The organism is Parafrankia sp. FMc2, from assembly GCF_041008525.1.
Classification (GTDB): Bacteria; Actinomycetota; Actinomycetes; order Frankiales; family Frankiaceae; genus Parafrankia.
This window is the reverse complement of the sequence record NZ_JBFLUG010000404.1, coordinates 1-1,275: the sequence shown is the minus strand read 5'-3', so window position 1 is coordinate 1,275 and position 1,275 is coordinate 1. Positions and strand designations below refer to the sequence as shown.

Genomic DNA, 1,275 nt, shown 5'->3' with positions numbered 1-1,275 from the left:
CACCACCACAACAGTCCCGGAGATTACCCCGATTACTCTCGACGCGACCGAGTTCCAAGTCGCATAATATCGAAAGACGCAGAGTGAAACGCGAACCGATCTACACCACTCCACGGGGCACTATCGCGAGGAGTTTCCGCTGGTCATGGACGGCGGTCAGGGAACGGGCCAGGCTGGGAATGATCAGCGTCGCCGCGTCGGTGCCGGGTACTGTCACGGTCTGCTCGTCCAGGGCGGCGAAGATGTCTTCCACCAGGCGTTCGGCCATGCGCGGTGCCTGGGGCCGCAGCAGGGTCACCAGGCGGCGGTGTCCGGCCTTGCGGATCTGGGCTGGGGAACCGTGGCGTTCCAGCAGGGTGCGCACGGCCGGGTGGTCCAGGCGGGGTCCCAGCACGCGTTCCAGCGAGGGGTGGATCTGGGTGAGCAGGCCACGTAGCCGGTTGCTGGTGCGGGTTACCTCCTGGGCGAGGTCGTCATCGAAACCGACGAGCATCTCCAGCTCGGCCCGGGTGTCGTCGTCGGGAGCGAGGTCGCGCAGGGTGTGCGGCATGGAGCGGGCCGCGTCGGCGATGATGAACGCGTCGCGGGCGTCGGTCTTGGCTTCGCCGGGGTAGAGGTCGGCGATCCGCCGCATGGTCAGGCCCGGCAGGTAGGCGACCCGGCAGCCGGTGTCGCGGGCGACGGCCAGCGGCAGGGCGCCGATGGAGGCGGGTTGGTCGACGACGACCAGCACGGTGCCGTGCTTGGCTTGCAGCCAGGTGAATACCTCCCGCAGTTTCGGTTCGTTGTTGGGTAGCCGCTTGTCGAACGCCTTCTTCCCGGCTGGGGTGAGGGCGGTGGCATGGTGTTCGCCCTTGCCCACGTCCAGGCCCAGGTAGACGTCGATGCCACCGGTATCGATCACGTGCTGTCTCCCGCGAGCGCTGTCTACTTGCCCGGCCTCACCTGCGGCATCAGCGTGCCGGCATCCACGTTACGAAGAGCCTGTCTCGCTCACGATGAGTTCCACGGTCATGCCCCTGATCAGCGGTCTGCCGATGCCTCCGGAACCTGGTGACACCACTTTTTCGATCATGACCGACGAGGGGCTCAAGTCATGCCAGGTCCGGAGGCCGGGAGCCCCGTTGCGGGGCCACCAAGAAGGTAACGGGGGAAGCCTGACGGGTCCGAACCCGGTCGATCGCGGCAAACCGGGCTCGAAAATCCATGTCCTGACCGACGGGGCCGGGTTGCCGCTGGTCGTGGCGGTCTCCACGGCGAACCTGCACGACAGCG

2 pseudogenes are annotated in these 1,275 nt (G+C 66.9%); one reads left to right on the top strand and one right to left on the bottom strand.

Going from position 1 to position 1,275, the window contains the following annotated elements:
- Positions 1-124: 124 nt before the first annotated feature.
- Positions 125-904: pseudogene (locus tag AB1460_RS37560) on the bottom strand (IS110 family transposase); the annotation flags it as partial.
- 244 nt (positions 905-1,148) lie between these two features.
- On the opposite strand from AB1460_RS37560, the pseudogene AB1460_RS37555 reads away from it, so the two are divergent.
- Positions 1,149-1,275, top strand: a pseudogene (locus tag AB1460_RS37555) (IS5/IS1182 family transposase); the annotation flags it as partial.